We start from the raw sequence: 15,284 nt of genomic DNA on the forward strand, positions 1-15,284 counted from the left end.
TGATTTCGCGTCGACCGGCCGCAGTGCAGGTATAAATCCGAAAGGCAGGCTCGGTCCGCTTGCCACCGGCTTAAGAGGATGTCGAAGCATGGTCCGCAATGGCGGTCGCCTTCTTGTCGAATGCCTGATCGCCTTGGGCGCGACCAAGAGCTTTGGCGTGCCCGGCGAAAGCTATCTCGCCGTTCTCGACGCGCTGCACGATACCAAGGGCAGGCTGGACTATGTGCTTTGCCGCAATGAAGGCGGCGCGGCGTTCATGGCCTCGGCCTACGGCAAGCTGACGGGATCGCCCGGCATCTGCTTAGTGACCCGCGGCCCAGGCGTGACCAATGCCAGCATCGGCATCCACACCGCGATGCAGGATAGTTCGCCGATGATCCTCTTCGTCGGCCAGGTCGGCACCGATATGAAGGGCCGCGAGGCCTTCCAGGAGATCGACTACCGCGCCGTCTACGGCACCGTCGCCAAATGGGCGGTCGAGATCGACGACGTTGAGCGCCTGCCTGAAATCTTGGCGCGCGCTTGGACCACCGCCTTGACCGGCCGGCCCGGCCCCGTCGTCGTCGCGCTGCCCGAAGACATGCTGACGACCGCGACCGAGGCCGCGCCGCTCAGCGGCCCTGCTTCGATTTTCGAAGCCGCTCCGTCGCAGGATGCCCTTTCGTCGGCGCTTGAGATGCTGGTTGCGGCCGAGAGGCCGGTGCTGCTGATAGGCGGGGCCAACTGGACGGCAAATGGACGCGCCGCGCTCCAGGCCTTCGCCGAGGCTTCCGACATCCCCGTCATTGCCGCCTTCCGCTACCAGGACCAGTTCGACAACCATTCGCCAGTCTTCGTTGGCGAAGCCGGCGTCGGCATGGTGGCGCATGTCAAGACGCTGATCCGCGATGCTGACGTGATCTTGGCTGTCAATGTCCGCTTCGGCGAAATGACCACCGACGGCTACACGCTTCTCTCCGTGCCCGTGCCGCGCCAGAAGCTGATCCACGTGCACGGCTCCGACCGCGAAATCGGCAAGATCTACGTGCCCGCGATCGGCGTCCATGCCGGCCCGAACGCTTTCGCCAAGGCGCTGACGCCGGTGAAAGGTGGCTGGGCCGACTGGCGCGCGGCGGCGCGCAAGGCCTATGAAGCCACATTCGCGGCACCCGTCCAGCCCGGCCCGGTCGACATGGTCGCGGTCACCGCCTGGTTGCGCGAGACCTTGCCGGCCGACGTCATCCTCACCAACGGCGCCGGCAATTTCACGGTCTGGCCGAACAAGTTCTTCAAGTTCGGGCCGGACGCGCGGCTGCTTGCCCCGCAATCCGGTGCCATGGGCTATGGCCTGCCTGCAGCCATCGCCGCGAAAGTCGCGTTTCCGCAGCGCACCGTCGTATGCTTTGCCGGCGACGGCGACTTCCAGATGAACTGCCAGGAGCTCGGCACGGCTATGCAGGCAGGCGCGCAGCCAATCGTGCTCATCATCAACAACGGCATATACGGCACGATCCGCGCGCATCAGGAACGCAACTATCCGGCCCGCGTCTCCGGCACCTCGCTGGAAAACCCGGACTTCGTGGCGCTGGCAAGGGCCTATGGTTTTCACGCCGAGCGCGTCGAAAGCACCGGGCATTTCGCGGCGGCGTTCCGGCGGGCCCAGCAGTCTGCGACCGGCGCCGTTCTCGACATCGCCATCTCGCCCGAAGCGCTCACGCCCCGGCAAACCCTTTCCCAGATGCGCGACGCAGCACTCGCTTCGCAGAAGGCCACGGCATGACCTCCAGATCAGACGACATCCGCCTCGGCGCGGACATCGGTGGCACCTTCACCGACATCGCCCTCGATGTCAGGGGAACGATGTTTTCGACCAAGGTGCTGACCAATTATTCGGCGCCCGAGCAGGCGATCCTCGACGGCATCGACGTCGTCGTCCGCGATGCTGGAATTTCGGCAGCCGAGATCGGCATCATCATCCACGGCACCACGCTCGCCACCAATGCGCTGATCGAGCGGCGCGGCGCCAGGACCGCGCTCGTCACGACGGAAGGCTTTCGCGATGTGATCGAGATGCGGACGGAGAACCGGTTCGAGCAGTACGATCTGAACCTGCAGCTGCCGACGCCGCTGATCCCGCGTGAAGATCGTTTCACCATCAAGGGCCGCATCGGCGCCGAGGGCCAGGAACTGCAGCCGCTCGACGAAGCGGCGCTGGAAGCAATCGCCGAGCGGATCTTGGCCGGCAATTTCGGCTCGGTGGCGATCGGCTTCATCCACGCTTACGCCAACCCCGAGCACGAGCGCCGGGCGCGCCAGATCCTCGCTCGCAAGCTCACCATCCCGATCTCGATCAGCGCCGAGGTCTCGCCGCAGATGCGCGAGTTCGAGCGCTTCAACACGGTCTGCGCCAACGCCTATGTGCGGCCGCAGATGGCCGACTATCTCGCCCGCCTGCAGACGCGCCTCAAGGACATGGGCGCCGAGTGCCCGGTCTTCATGATCCATTCCGGCGGCGGCCTGATCTCGGTGGAAACTGCTTCTGAATTCCCTGTCCGGCTGGTCGAGTCCGGTCCCGCGGGCGGCGCCATTTTTGCCGCCGACATCGCTCGGCGCTTCGGCCTGGAGAAGGTCGTCTCCTATGACATGGGCGGAACCACCGCCAAGATCTGCCTGATCGAGGATTTTGCGCCGCGCACGGCGAGAACCTTCGAAGTGGCGCGCACCTATCGCTTCTCCAAGGGCTCCGGCATGCCGATCTCGATCCCCGTGATCGAGATGATCGAGATCGGCGCCGGCGGCGGCTCGATCGCGTGGGTGGACGCTATGGGCCGTATCCAGACCGGGCCGGAAAGCGCGGGCTCGGAACCCGGCCCGGCCTGCTACGGCCGCGGCGGCAAACGCCCGGCGATCACCGACGCCGACTTGGTGCTCGGCAAGCTTGATCCGCACAATTTCGCTGGCGGCGCGATCAAGCTCGATACGGGCGCATCGGAACAAGCGATCCTGCGCGATGTCGGCGAGCGCCTGTCGTTGAATGCCATGTCGACCGCCTTCGGCATCTGCGAGGTGGTGGACGAGAACATGGCCAACGCCGCCCGCGTACACGCCGTTGAGAACGGCAAGAACATTTCCGACAATCTGATGATCGCCTTTGGCGGCGCAGCGCCTCTGCATGCGGCAAGGCTTTGCGAAAAGCTCGGCATCGATCAGTGCATCGTGCCGCGCGGCGCCGGCGTTGGATCGGCGATCGGCTTCCTCAAGGCGCCGTTCGGCTACGAGGCGCTGGCCTCGAAACTGACGCGCCTTTCGCGCTTCAAGCCGGCCGAAGTCAACGCCCTGCTCTCCGATCTCAAAGCCTCCGCCGAAGGCTTTGTCCGCACCGGCGCCAGTGGCCAGATCGTCTGCGAGATCACCGCCTTCATGCGCTATGCCGGCCAGGGCTGGGAAATCCCCGTGCCGGTATCGGACGAGCCGTTCGGCGACGATGCGGCCGCCAAGCTCAAGGCGCTGTTCGAGACCAGCTATCAGCGCTTCTTCGGCCGCGCCATCGACGGGCTTGACGGGCTGGAGATTGAGATCGTCACCTGGTCGGTGAAGGCGACCGATATTCGTCCGGCCGGCACCAGGCACGAGCTCGCCGCAGGCAAGAAGACCAGCCAACCGACGACGACCCGCGCGGTCTTCGATCCGGCAACGGGGGCGCCGCAGAGCTACGGCATCGTCGAACGCGAGGCGCTGTGCCCCGGCGATCGCATCGCTGGCCCGGCCGTCATCGTCGAGCGCGAGACATCGACCGTTGTCACCACCAGCTTCGACGCCGTCATCCAGAGCGACGGCGCGATCCTCCTGACCCGCAAAGGCAGCCAGGCATGAGCGATATTGGCGAAATCCGCATGCAGGTCATGTGGAACCGGTTGATCTCGGTGGTCGAGGAGCAGGCGCTCACGCTTTTGCGCACCGCCTTCTCGACCTCGGTGCGCGAATCCGGCGACCTATCGGCCGGCGTGTTCGATCCGCGCGGCCAGATGCTGGCGCAGGCGGTGACCGGCACGCCCGGCCACGTCAACACCATGGCCGAAGCCGTGCTGCATTTCATGAACGAGATCCCGCGCGATCAAATGTTCGAGGGCGACACTTACGTCACCAACGATCCCTGGCTCGGCACCGGCCACCTGCACGACATCACCATGGTCTCGCCGTCCTTCCTCAATGGCAAGCTCGTCGCCTTCTTCGCCTGTACCGCACATGTCGTCGATGTCGGCGGCCGCGGCTTCGGCGCCGACGGCAAATCGGTCTATGAGGAAGGCATCCAGATCCCGATCATGAAGTTTGCCGAGAAGGGCAAGGTCAACCTTGACTTGGTCCGCATCCTGCGCGCCAATGTCCGCGAGCCCAACCAGGTGGTCGGCGATTTCTATTCGCTTGCAGCCTGCAACGAGGTCGGCCATCGCCGCCTCGTCGATATGATGAAGGAGATCGGCCTCACCTCCCTCGACGGGCTCGGCGACTTCATCTTCTCGCGCACCCGCGACGCGATGCTCGAGCGCATCGAGGCGCTACCCAAGGGAAGCTGGTCGAACGAGCTGGTGACCGACGGTTATGACGAGCCGGTCAAGCTCGCGGCCACCGTCTCGGTCCGCGACGACCATGTCGAAGTCGATTTCACCGGCACAGATCCGATGAGCCGCTGGGGCATCAACTGCCCGATTATCTACAGCAAGGCCTATGCCTGCTATGCGCTGAAATGCATGGTGGCGCCCGACATTCCCAACAATGCCGCCTCGCTCGCCTTCTTCACCGTATCCTCACCGATCAACATCCTGAACGCCGTGCGACCGGCGCCGGTGGCCCTCAGGCATATTTTCGGCCACATGGTCCCCGATCTGGTGCTGGGCGCCTTCGCCAAGGCGCTGCCTGGCAAGATCCTCGCTGAAGGCGCCGGTGCTCTCTGGAACATCCACATTTCTGCGCGTCCTGTCGCAAGCGCGTCCGGTCGCCGGGCGGAAGTGCTGATGTTCAACTCCGGCGGCATGGGCGCCCGCCCCGAACTCGACGGCTTATCGGCGACGGCCTTTCCGTCCGGCGTCCACACCATGCCGATCGAGGCCACCGAGCATACCGGCCCGATCGTCATCTGGCGCAAGGAGCTGCGGCCGAACTCCGGCGGCGACGGCGAATTCCGCGGCGGCCTCGGCCAGATCATCGAGATCGCAGCGACCGACGGCCACGAATTCGACTTCTCGGCCATGTTCGACCGCGTCAATCATCCGGCCCACGGCCGTAACGGCGGCAAGCCGGGCACTGCCGGCGTGGTCAAGCTCGACGACGGCACGAAGATGCGGCCCAAGGGCTGGCAGCATGTGCCGGCGGGACGCCGGCTGATCCTCGAACTGCCAGGCGGCGGCGGCTATGGCGATCCGGCCAAACGCCGTGCGGCCGCACGAGCCAATGATCGGTCCAAGGGTTACATCACGGAGAACGACTGATGAGCTATATTGCCTCGCGCCTTTCGGTGGTGAAGCCTTCGGCCTCGATGGCCGCTTCGCAGGCCGCCAAGGCGCTACGCGCCAGGGGCGTGGACGTGATCGATCTCGGCCTGGGCGAGCCCGATTTTCCGACGCCCCTCCACATCATCGATGCCGCGCATTTCGCGGCGAAAGCGGGACAAACCCTCTACACCGCCGCTGCCGGCACGGCCGAGGTACGCCAGGCTGTGGCCGGCAAATTCCGACGCGAGAACGGCCTGGACTACACGGCCGATGACATCGTGGTGGCCAACGGCGCCAAGCAGATCATCTTCAACGCGCTGATGGCAACGCTGGAGACGGGCGGCGAAGCAATCCTGCCGGCGCCCTACTTCGTCTCCTATCCCGAAATGGTGAAGCTGCTCGGCGGCACGCCGGTCGTCGTCGAATGCCCGGAGACCACCGGTTTCCGGCTGACGCCAGCGCTCTTGGAAAAGGCAATCACGCCGAGGACGAAATGGCTCTTCCTCAACATGCCGGGTAATCCATCCGGCGCGGTCTATTCGGAGTCGGATTTGCGCGCACTCGGCGCCATTCTAGCCATGCACCCGCAAGTGCTCGTCCTCTCCGACGAGATCTACGAGCACATCCTGTTCGACGGGCGCGAGTTCGTTTCCTTCGGCAAGGCCTGCCCCGAGCTCAAGGACCGCACGCTGATCGTCAACGGCGTCTCGAAATCCTACGCGATGACCGGGTGGCGCGTCGGTTACGCGGCGGGACCCGCGCCGCTCGTCAAGGCGATGTCGACGATCCAGAGCCAGTCCTGCACCTCGGTGTGCTCGATCGCGCAGGCCGCGACCGTAGCCGCGCTCAACGGTCCGCAGGACGAAGTCGCGCGCTTCCGCCAGGCTTTCGAGAGGCGCCGCGATCTGGTCGTGGACGGCATCGGGAAGATCAACGGGCTGACGCTGTCGCCGCCGGAAGGTGCCTTCTATGCCTATATCGGCTGCGCCAGCCTGATCGGCCGCAAGACCCCGAAGGGCGTCGTGCTGGAAGACGATACCGCGGTTGCGAATTACCTGCTGAGTGAAGGCCGGGTGGCGTCGGTGCCCGGCGTCGCCTACGGACTGTCACCCTATTTCCGCATCTCGACCGCGACCAACGAAGAGGTGCTGGCCGACGCGATCTCGCGGATCAATACCGCCGTAGCGCAAGTGGAGTAAACGATGCCGCATTACGAACGTATCCTGATCACCGGCGCCGCCGGCCGGCTTGGATCGGAGCTGCGCAAGGGGCTGGTGCCGCTGGCCAAGACGATTCGCCTGGCGGGGCGCCACCCGTTCGGCGATCTCGCGCCTCACGAAGAGGAAGCGGTTTTCGATCTCGCCGACATGGAAGCCACGATCGCGGCGACCAAAGACTGCGACGCGATCGTGCATTTCGGCGGCGCGCCGCTCGAATGCGAATGGCAGATCATCCTCGATTCCAGCATCCGGGGCTCCTACCACATTTACGAAGGCGCGCGGAAACACGGCGTCAAGCGTGTCATCTATGCCTCATCGGTGCATGCTATCGGCTATCACGAGGTCGAGGCGCATATCGGCGTCGACGCGCCGGTGCGTCCCGACAGCCTCTACGGCGTGTCGAAAAACTTTGTCGAGAGTCTCAGCCGGCTCTATTGGGACAAGTTCGGCATCGAGACGGTATGCCTGCGCATCTTCTCGTCCTTCCCCGAGCCGGCCGACCGCCGCATGCTGTGGTCGTATCTCTCCTTCGCCGACTGCGTGCGCCTGGTCGAGGCATCGCTGACCGCGCCGCGCGTCGGCCACACGATTTCGTTCGGCATTTCCAACAACAAGCTGAAGATGGTCGACAACAGCGGCGCCAATCACCTGGGATTTATCCCGCAGGACAGCGCCGAACCATTTCGTGCCGCCGTCGAGGCGAAGACACCAGTTCCCGATCCAACCAAACCGTCGGTGAAGTATCTCGGAGGCTGGTTCTGCGAGCTTGGCCACCCTGACGACAAGCCGTCCTGAGGGTCGATCCGCAGGGCGCACGCATCCGTCTCCGCGTCACCAGTAGGGAGGCGCCGAACCAAGCGCACTGAGGGTGGCGGATTCGATTTCGCGTCGTCTGCCTCTGGCGTACGACATCCGGCATTTTCACCCTGCGATGCCCGCTTCCGGGCGAAGGCAAAAAGCTCTGCTTGAATGGCCGGCATCAGGCGCAAAGCTGGGCGCCAAACACAGGCAACCGTTGTAAAACTGCTCATTCGACCTTCGAGATAAGAAAAGGCGAGCAGATTGAAGACGTGCTCGTCTTCGGCGCTATAAGGGACACGTCGGCCGACGTCTACGAGTCCGCGCCTTGTCGCCCGAAAGCCAAGATTGCCATCGGTTGCGCTATTCTCAACGGCATGCTGGCCGGTGCACGCCCGGAGTCCGTTCGTTGCGCACAAAGCAGAGTCGAGCCGGCGGTATCAAAGATCCTATTGCGCCGCAAGTCGCACCCTTGCTCCAACGCCCCCCAAAATCCTGATCTAATAATGATTGTGTTGAATGCGTTTCGCTGATTAGCTGTCTTGCATAAGTCCGGGACAAGGTTGGCAATGTTGTCCGGGGAGGACCGCGATGCCGGTGCTTGAAGTTCGCCATGTTTCCAAGAACTTTGGAGCCATTCAGGCCCTGACCGACGTCAGCTTCCAGGTAGAGCGGGGCGAAGTCGTGGGTCTCATGGGGGACAACGGCGCCGGCAAGTCGACGATAGTCAAGACAGTGGCCGGGAACTTCCCGCCGAACGACGGCGAAATCGTAGTGGACGGCGAGGTTTGTCAATTCCACAAACCCGTCCAGGCGCGTGCCAAAGGAATCGAAGTCGTCTATCAGGACCTGGCGCTCGCCGACAATCTAACGGCCGCGCAGAACGTCTTTCTTGGCCGTGAGATCAAGAAGGGCTTCTGGCCGATCAGGGTGCTCAATAAGCAGGCGATGATCGACCGCTCGGCAGCGCTGTTCGAAGAACTCAAATCGGAAACCCGACCGCGCGACCTGGTCAGGAAGATGTCGGGTGGGCAGCGCCAAGCGGTAGCCATCGCACGAACCCGGCTTTCGAACGCCAAGCTGGTGTTGATGGACGAGCCGACCGCCGCAATCTCCGTACGCCAGGTGGCGGAAGTGCTCGAACTGATCCGACGCCTCAAGGCGCAAGGGGTCGGGGTCATGTTGATCAGCCACCGCATGCCTGACGTTTTCGCCGTCGCAGACCGTATCATCGTGCTGAGGCGAGGTTCGAAGGTTGCCGACAAGCAGGTCGACAACACCTCGCCCGAGGAAATCACCGGACTAATAACGGGGGCCATCCGTGGCGAATAGTGCTCGGCAGTCGGTTAGTGTCAGGGAGTCGCTCGTGGAAACCGGCCGCCCGGCCATGGCGGACTTCATCCCGACCAAGGAGAAGACGGCGCTGCAGCGTGTGGTTTCAAGTCAGCCATTCTGGGTGACAATCGCGCTCATTGCTCTCGTCATGTTGATGACAGCCATCGAGCCGAGCTTCGGCACCTCCGAAAACGTCGCCAACGTCACGCGCAACTTCGCACCTTTCGGCCTCATGGCGCTCGGCATGACGGTGGTGATCATCACCGGTGGCATCGATCTGTCGGTCGGCTCGATCATGGGCCTGGTGGCCATCGTCGCCGGCCTGTTCCTGACCTGGCACTATCCTTGGTACGTCGCCTTCGCCATCGGCCTTTTCTCCGGTCTGGCCTGCGGCGCGGTCAACGGGTTCTTTGTTGCTTATGTCGGAATGCCGTCCTTCGTGGTCACCCTCGGGATGCTGTCCGTGGCGCGTTCGCTGGCGGTCGTGTTCTCGGCCAACCAGATGCTCTACCAGTTCGGGCCCGATGCTCCGATCGTGAAGGCGATCGGTCAGGCGAGATGGCCGCTGCATGGGCCGCAGGACTGGGCACCCCACTGGATACCGGGACTGTCATCGCAGTTTTGGACTATGGTGATTCTGGCCCTGATCGTCGGCTTCGTGTTCAATTTCACCGCCTGGGCCCGACATCTCTTCGCCATCGGTGGTAACGAGGAGGCCGCCCGGCTTACCGGCGTGCCGGTCGACTGGATCAAATTCCAGGCCTATGTCTTCTCGGCTTTCACCGCCTCGCTCGCCTCGCTGCTGCTGCTTGGTTACAACGGCTCGGCCATCAACGCCATGGGCCAAGGTTATGAGCTGCGCGTGATCGCCGCGACAGTCATCGGCGGAGCCAGCCTCATGGGCGGCGCCGGCACGGCGTTCGGCGCGATAATCGGTTCGGCCTTCCTCGAGGTGATCAGGAATGCACTGCTGATGGCCGGCATCGATTCAAATTGGCAGGGTGCCTTCGTGGGCGCCTTCATCGTTCTTGCGGTTCTTTTGGGCATGCAAACCGGCGGCAGATCGATGCTCGCAGCGTCGCTGGCAGCCTTGATGCCCAAACGAAGCCGTTAGAAACCCGCCGGCGGGAGGCCTGCGGGATCACACCAAGGAGGAGAACGTCCCATGAGAAAACATCTGTTGACGGCGGCCGTGGCGCTTGGCGCAATGGTGCTCGCCGTTTCCGGCGCCCAGGCGAAATACACCTTCGCCCTGGTGCCGAAGAACATGAACAATCCTTTCTTCGACCAGGCACGCGACGGCTGCAAGAAAGCCGAAGCCGAATCGAATGGGGCCCTGGAGTGCATGTATATTGGCCCCGGAGAGCATGGCGGCGGCGACGAGCAGGTACAGATCGTGCAGGACCTCGTTGCCAAGAAGGTGGACGGCATCGCCGTGTCGCCATCGAATGCCGCGGCGATGGCAGTCGCGCTGCAGGCCGCCAAGGAAGCCGGCATCCCGGTCCTCACCTGGGATTCCGACCTCCTGCCCGAGAACAAGGATCTTCGCGCCGCCTATATCGGGACCCACAATTATGAGATCGGCGTGAACCTTGCCAAGCTTGCCATGCAGATTAAGCCCAAGGGCGGCACGATCTGTATCCAGTCGGGCGGCGCGGCGGCGGCCAACCACAACGAGCGCATGCAGGGCATTCGCGATACGCTTTCGGGCACCAAATCGGCAGCCTCGCCCGGGGATCGGCTGACGGGCCAGAATGGCTGGACCGAAATCGAAGGCTGTCCGCTCTATACCAACGATGATTTCCCGCTTTCGGTGCAGCAATTCGAGGACATCATGGGGAAAAACCCGAACCTCGACGCATTCATCCCAACCGGTGGCTTCCCGCAGTTCATCCCAGATGCCAACCGAGCTGCGGTAGCCCCGTACAAGGACAAGATCGCCTCGAAGGCCCTGGCCCTTGTCGTCGCCGACACGCTTCCCGTCCAGATCGATCAGATGAAGGAAGGTCTTTCCCTTGGCCAGGTCGGCCAGCGGCCGTTCGAAATGGGCTACAAGACGATGATGGCATTGAAGGACATGAAGGACGGCAAGGCTCCGCCGGCTGACCCGACCTACACCGGCCTCGACGTCTGCACTCCGCAGACGGCGGATACCTGCGTCGCCAAATAGGGTTTTTTGGGCGGGAGGTAACTCCCGCCCGTTCGTTGAAGCGAGATGCGGCTAGATTGAAGCATTCTCATCTCGCTCCAGAGGCTTCAATGTCGGAATTGTTCTCGCTCAAGGGCCGTGTCGCATTGGTCACGGGTGCTTCGCGCGGCCTCGGCTTTGCCATGGCCAAAGCACTTGCGGAAAACGGTGCGACGGTAATCGTCAACGCCCGCGGCACGAACGCCCTCTCCACGGCGGCGGAAAGCATCGGGGCCGAAGCCCTGCCGTTCGACGTTGCCGACGCGGCGGTCTCAAGGGCGGCGCTCCAAGGAATCGTCGAACGCCACAGCCGCCTCGATATCCTGATCAACAACGCCGGCATCCAGCATCGCAGGCCTTTGGTCGAATGGGAGGACGAGGATTTCGACCATGTGATTGCCGTCAATCTTTCGGCCTGCTTTCGCATGATGCGTGATGCAGTGCGTCTGATGCTGCCGAACAAATTCGGGCGCATCATAAACACTGGATCGGTTGCGGCGATCCTTGGCCGTCCCACCATTCACGCCTATGTGGCGGCAAAGGCCGGCCTGCATGGGCTGACGCGCTCCGCCGCCGCCGAGATGGGCCGTCACGGCATAACAATCAACGCGATCGCCCCCGGCTATTTCGCCACCGAGCTCAATACTGCGCTTATCAACGACGAGGCTTTCACCAAATGGGTCGAGGCACGAACCCCTGCAGGCCGCTGGGCCAAGCCTGAGGAACTCGGCGGAGCCGTGGTGTTTCTCGCCTCTGACGCTGCCGGTTACGTCAATGGACATGTGCTGGCGGTTGACGGCGGACTATCGGTTTCCCTCTGACCTGCGAACCGCAGCCCGTCAGAGCCTATTCCGGATGACACCGTCGGCTTCGACCTCACGGCCGCGCCGGCGCGTTCATTAGGACCCGCCGATATGAGCCAGTGCGTTGGCTATGCAAGTACCGCGAGCAGGTTTGTTCTCTGCGCGGGTCATCTTGCCGACTTCAGTCAACCCCGGGCAGACGCACTCCTGCCAAGCCGGCCAGCGGAGACCCGTTCTTTCTTCCGCTCGCCTGTCGTTTCGGGCGCAAGCTCGCTGATGTCGCCGGCCACGACGGAACGTGTGCGCTCCAGCATCGCGGGGATCTCCCGAGCCGGTAGTGGCCGACTGAACAGGAAGCCTTGCGCTTCCGTGCAGCCTTCTCTTCGCACCCGTTCCAGTTGCTCGGCCGTCTCTATCCCTTCGGCGGTGGTCTGCATCCCAAGGCTGTTGCCAAGGCTGGTGACGGCCCGGATGATGGCGACGGAGCTGTCGATATCCTCGGCGTCCTTTACGAAGGACTGGTCAATCTTGATCTTGTCGAACGGAAACGAGCGCAGATAGCTCAAACTCGAATATCCGGTCCCGAAGTCGTCCATCGCGATATGGACACCCAGCAAGTGGATCTGTTGCAGCATCGCGAGAGTGGCCTGGGTGTTGGCCAGCAGCACGGTCTCGGTGATTTCAAGCTCGAGACGGCTCGCGAGCAATCCCGAGGCATCCAACGCTGCGACAATCGTCGAGAGCAAGCGGGCATTGCGAAACTGCGTCGGCGACAGGTTGACGGCAACCCTGATGCCTTCGGGCCAGCTTGCTGCGTCGAGACAGGCTTGCTTGATCACCCATTCCCCAATCGGAACAATCAAGCCGATCTCTTCGGCCAAGGGGATGAACTCGGACGGCGAAACGATACCCCGCGTCGGGTGATGCCAGCGCAACAGCGCCTCGAAACAGCTGACCTCGCCGCTTTCGAGATTGAGGAGCGGCTGGTAGTAGATCTCGAACTGCTGCCGTCCCAACGCGTCGCGCAGATCGAGTTCGAGAACCCGCCGCGCCTGCATGCGGGCATCCATGTCCGGCTCGAAGAACCTGTATGTTCTGCGACCCTCCGCCTTTGCCCGATAGAGCGCCATGTCGCCGTTCTTGAGCAACTGGTCGGCGTTTGTGCCGTCGTCAGGCGCAATCGAGATGCCGACGCTGGCGCTGACGGTGACGCCATGGCCGTCGGCGATATAAGGCGCGCTCAGCGCATCAATGACGCGTTGCGCAAGGGCGGTGGCCTCGACCGGCTGATCGACCCCATTTTGAATGATCACGAACTCGTCGCCACCTAGTCTGGCAACAGTGTCGTCCTCGCGCACGATCGACTTCAGCCTTGCGGCGACCTCCTTGAGCAAGGCGTCGCCGACCGGATGCCCTAGCGTGTCGTTGACAGTCTTGAAATGATCGAGATCGAGGCAAAGGAAGGCGACCTTGCCATCTCTGCGAGCCATCTCGGCCAAGGCGTCCTCGGCGCGTTCGCGAAACAATATCCGGTTTGGAAGATCGGTAAGCCCGTCATGGCGAGCCATGTGCGATATGCGAGCCTCGCTGCGCCGCAAGTCGGTCACGTCGTGATGCGTGGCGAGCCATCCGCCGCCCGGCAGCGGCTGATGAATGAGGTCGATGGTGCGCCCGTCCCTGAGCTCCACCAGGCTCACGACGCGCTCGGCGCGGTCGATGGTCGCCGAGAGCTCTTCCAGATATCTGTCCGGGTCGTGGCCTACATAAAGTCCCGCCGCAATCCGGAAACGCATCAAATCGTCCCACCGGGAACCAGGGTGGGTCAGGGCCTCCGGCAGGCGATAGAAGTCGGCATAGGCCTGATTGCAGAAAACCAGCCGTCGGCCGGCATCGAACATACACAGGCCCACAGGCATGTTCGCGGCAGCGGCAGCCAGATTCTGCCGCTCCAACTCGGCATCACGAGCCAGGGCGATGCTGCGCTCCAGGCTGGCACGGTAGCCGGCAAAGGCCGTGAACAATATTCCGACCTCGTCGCGCCGATCCTTTCTGAGCGCAACCAGCGTCGAGCGGTGTTCCCCTCGCGTCAACCGGTGCATCGCTTCGCTCACGGCCAGGATCGGCTTGCTGACATTATGGCGAATCCAGGCGACAAGCACGCCAAGGCACACGGCAGCAAAGGCGATCGCGGCCCAAACGAGCCGCTGCGCGATGGTGTAGGTGCGGTCCGCCATGGCTGCGGCAGCCTTGCTGCGCTGATTGGTGAGTGCCAAGAGGCCATCCAGCCGCTGAGCCGCCGCCGCAATCGTGGGGAGCGACACCGCCTCGAACTCGTTAGCTGCCTTCGTTCGCTCCGCGGTATCGAGAAGTGGAATGATCGACGACAGAGAATCTTGATACGCCGTCCAGAGGTTGACGAATTGATCGAACAGCTCCTGCTCGGCGGGTGATCCGGCGCTCCTGCGGTAGGCGCGCCGATCTTGGAGCATTTCTTCGCTCTCTCTCGCCATCTCCTTGTCGATGTCAGCGATTTGCTGAGAGTTTTCGGCACGCATGCGCAGCGTCGCGTAGAGCCGGTGCTCCGCAAGGTTGCGCTTCATCTCGTCGACGATCTGCACCTGGGGCAACCAAACTCCGGTGATCTCGCTCGTGACCTTATTGAGCGACCGCAGCTGTGCGACCCCAAATACCCCGACCGTCACGGTGCAAAGCAGTGCCAATCCAAAGCCCAGCGTGAGCTTGCTGCCGACACTTATGTCCTTGAACCGTTTCATGTTAACGCTGACCTGATGAGGTCAGTCCCGCCCGCAGGCGCCAATAGCGGGACTGATTGGAAGCGCCTCGCCAATCTCGCGCTGAAATGTATTAAGGCTGACTTAAGATGGCGTTCAGCGTAATCTGCACTTCGTCGTTGTCTGCTTCAACGATATGACGACCGGGGCACTTATCCTTTGCGCTTGTGAACAAAGAGATATTCGCCGCTCAACAGGGATGGCGGGTCAATACTCTTCTGGACGCTGAGGTAATCCGCTACATATTTAACGATCGGGCAGCTGTCGAAGGAGACCGCCTAGGCACGCGACTGCTGCCAAAGGGACCCGCTGATTTCGGGATGGAGGAAAGCCGTGGAAAATCACGCCGGCTCGGCACCCAATGTAGCTGACTTTGTCATTCACAAGGTTCTGGACACGTTCGAATACTCCGACCGCGGCGCGGTGGTCACGATGGTCGATCCGCGGGGCGCACGCATCCGTCTCCACGTCACCATCGTCACCGGGGAGTTGCTTTGCGAGCATATTGCCGAAGCGCTGGAGCAGCGATACGGGAAATAGAATGTCTCCTGCAACAGCACACGCATTCAACAGCGAGCCCTCGGAATCGAAGAGCAAGGCGGCATGACACGGGCATTGCTCAACCTACGAATACCCCGGTGTAGCAGCCACCTGCTACCAACGACATCCATTTCGGCACT

At 62.9% G+C, this 15,284-nt stretch carries 11 protein-coding genes; 10 read left to right on the forward strand and 1 reads right to left on the reverse strand.

The window, feature by feature from the left end; genetic code table 11:
* Window positions 1-88 precede the first annotated feature (88 nt).
* From LB538_RS11280 to LB538_RS11320, 9 genes are all read left to right on the forward strand, one after another.
* On the forward strand, window positions 89-1,759 hold the full coding sequence (locus tag LB538_RS11280) for a thiamine pyrophosphate-binding protein (RefSeq protein ID WP_224523057.1): 1,671 nt from the start codon (window positions 89-91) through the stop codon (window positions 1,757-1,759).
* Window positions 1,756-3,852, forward strand: a complete 2,097-nt coding sequence (locus LB538_RS11285) for a hydantoinase/oxoprolinase family protein (protein WP_224523059.1) — start codon at window positions 1,756-1,758, stop codon at window positions 3,850-3,852. The genes LB538_RS11280 and LB538_RS11285 overlap by 4 nt, the downstream gene beginning before the upstream one ends.
* Complete coding sequence (locus tag LB538_RS11290; RefSeq protein WP_224523061.1) at window positions 3,849-5,465, forward strand: hydantoinase B/oxoprolinase family protein; 1,617 nt, start codon at window positions 3,849-3,851, stop codon at window positions 5,463-5,465. The genes LB538_RS11285 and LB538_RS11290 overlap by 4 nt, the downstream gene beginning before the upstream one ends.
* Window positions 5,465-6,667, forward strand: coding sequence for a pyridoxal phosphate-dependent aminotransferase (locus tag LB538_RS11295; protein WP_224523063.1), 1,203 nt, complete (start codon window positions 5,465-5,467; stop codon window positions 6,665-6,667). The genes LB538_RS11290 and LB538_RS11295 overlap by 1 nt, the downstream gene beginning before the upstream one ends.
* A 3-nt stretch (window positions 6,668-6,670) precedes the next feature.
* Window positions 6,671-7,483, forward strand: a complete 813-nt coding sequence (locus LB538_RS11300; RefSeq protein WP_224523065.1) for an NAD-dependent epimerase/dehydratase family protein — start codon at window positions 6,671-6,673, stop codon at window positions 7,481-7,483.
* Window positions 7,484-8,077: 594 nt separating this feature from the next.
* Window positions 8,078-8,818 carry an ATP-binding cassette domain-containing protein gene (locus LB538_RS11305; RefSeq protein ID WP_140839132.1) on the forward strand — a complete coding sequence of 247 codons (741 nt, stop codon included), beginning with the start codon at window positions 8,078-8,080 and terminating at the stop codon, window positions 8,816-8,818.
* A 34-nt stretch (window positions 8,819-8,852) separates the two neighbouring features.
* On the forward strand, window positions 8,853-9,935 hold the full coding sequence (locus LB538_RS11310) for an ABC transporter permease (protein WP_224523066.1): 1,083 nt from the start codon (window positions 8,853-8,855) through the stop codon (window positions 9,933-9,935).
* 51 nt (window positions 9,936-9,986) lie between these two features.
* Window positions 9,987-10,991, forward strand: a complete 1,005-nt coding sequence (locus LB538_RS11315; protein WP_224523067.1) for a sugar-binding protein — start codon at window positions 9,987-9,989, stop codon at window positions 10,989-10,991.
* 89 nt (window positions 10,992-11,080) lie between these two features.
* The gene (locus tag LB538_RS11320; RefSeq protein ID WP_224523068.1) at window positions 11,081-11,830 is read left to right on the forward strand and encodes a glucose 1-dehydrogenase; all 750 of its coding nucleotides are present in this window, start codon (window positions 11,081-11,083) and stop codon (window positions 11,828-11,830) included.
* Between the two features lie 167 nt (window positions 11,831-11,997).
* On the opposite strand, the gene LB538_RS11325 is transcribed toward LB538_RS11320, so the two are convergent.
* Window positions 11,998-14,586 (reverse strand): EAL domain-containing protein, encoded by a 2,589-nt coding sequence (locus tag LB538_RS11325; RefSeq protein ID WP_224523069.1) that lies wholly within the window; start codon window positions 14,584-14,586, stop codon window positions 11,998-12,000.
* A gap of 351 nt (window positions 14,587-14,937) precedes the next feature.
* Here LB538_RS11325 and LB538_RS11330 point away from each other — a divergent pair, with 351 nt between their 5' ends.
* A complete protein-coding gene (locus LB538_RS11330; RefSeq protein ID WP_140839140.1) occupies window positions 14,938-15,144 on the forward strand; it encodes a hypothetical protein in 207 nt (68 codons plus the stop codon).
* The last annotated feature ends 140 nt before the right edge of the window (window positions 15,145-15,284 follow it).

This window comes from Mesorhizobium sp. Ca11, from assembly GCF_020165275.1.
Classification (GTDB): Bacteria; Pseudomonadota; Alphaproteobacteria; order Rhizobiales; family Rhizobiaceae; genus Mesorhizobium.

Excerpts from the sequence above, each read along its gene's own strand:
- LB538_RS11280 (WP_224523057.1), top strand. The coding sequence starts at position 89 with ATGGTCCGCAATGGCGGTCGCCTTCTTGTCGAATGCCTGATCGCCTTG.
- LB538_RS11285 (WP_224523059.1), top strand. The coding sequence starts at position 1,756 with ATGACCTCCAGATCAGACGACATCCGCCTCGGCGCGGACATCGGTGGC.
- LB538_RS11290 (WP_224523061.1), top strand. The coding sequence starts at position 3,849 with ATGAGCGATATTGGCGAAATCCGCATGCAGGTCATGTGGAACCGGTTG.
- LB538_RS11295 (WP_224523063.1), top strand. The coding sequence starts at position 5,465 with ATGAGCTATATTGCCTCGCGCCTTTCGGTGGTGAAGCCTTCGGCCTCG.
- LB538_RS11300 (WP_224523065.1), top strand. The coding sequence starts at position 6,671 with ATGCCGCATTACGAACGTATCCTGATCACCGGCGCCGCCGGCCGGCTT.
- LB538_RS11305 (WP_140839132.1), top strand. The coding sequence starts at position 8,078 with ATGCCGGTGCTTGAAGTTCGCCATGTTTCCAAGAACTTTGGAGCCATT.
- LB538_RS11315 (WP_224523067.1), top strand. The coding sequence starts at position 9,987 with ATGAGAAAACATCTGTTGACGGCGGCCGTGGCGCTTGGCGCAATGGTG.
- LB538_RS11320 (WP_224523068.1), top strand. The coding sequence starts at position 11,081 with ATGTCGGAATTGTTCTCGCTCAAGGGCCGTGTCGCATTGGTCACGGGT.
- LB538_RS11325 (WP_224523069.1), bottom strand. The coding sequence starts at position 14,586 with ATGAAACGGTTCAAGGACATAAGTGTCGGCAGCAAGCTCACGCTGGGC.